This window comes from Neisseria sp. SLRRB23, from assembly GCF_050896295.1.
In the GTDB taxonomy this organism is placed as follows: Bacteria; Pseudomonadota; Gammaproteobacteria; order Burkholderiales; family Neisseriaceae; genus Neisseria.
The window spans coordinates 1-385 of record NZ_JBPBFH010000165.1 but is presented as its reverse complement, the minus strand read 5'-3'; the positions used below and the strand labels follow the sequence as shown (position 1 = coordinate 385).

The following is a 385-nucleotide window of genomic DNA, read 5'->3' as shown; positions in this document are numbered from 1 at the left end:
AAGCGTGCCCAAGCCGGCAAGCACCAGACCCATCACAGCCGAGAGCAGCAACGGATGATTGCGGACGAAGCCCCGTATTTTGCGCGGGGAAAAAGCCGCCGCGCCCTGATAGAGCAGCCGTCCGAACAGACCGCCCTCGGCACGGCGCGGATGCGGGCGGTCAGTTCGGGCGTGTCGATATAGTGTTCGAAGGTGCGTGAGGATGTTTTATCCCATAAGATGGCGACAGGGTCGAACAGGGAGGTATGCTGTCCGATGGCATTGCGCAAATATCTGGCGGCAAAAGGTTTCGACCCGCAAATGGGCGCGCGCCCGATGCACCGCCTGATTCAGGAAAAAATCCGCAAACCGCTCGCCGACGAACTCCTGTTCGGCAACCTATCCG

1 protein-coding gene and 1 pseudogene are annotated in these 385 nt (G+C 60.3%); both read left to right on the top strand.

Going from position 1 to position 385, the window contains the following annotated elements:
• Positions 1 to 183, top strand: a 183-nt coding sequence (locus tag ACRPFF_RS11715) for a hypothetical protein (RefSeq protein WP_432674683.1), incomplete at its 5' end; no start/stop codon positions are given.
• A 75-nt stretch (positions 184 to 258) separates the two neighbouring features.
• Positions 259 to 385 (top strand): annotated as a pseudogene (locus ACRPFF_RS11710) (hypothetical protein); the annotation flags it as partial.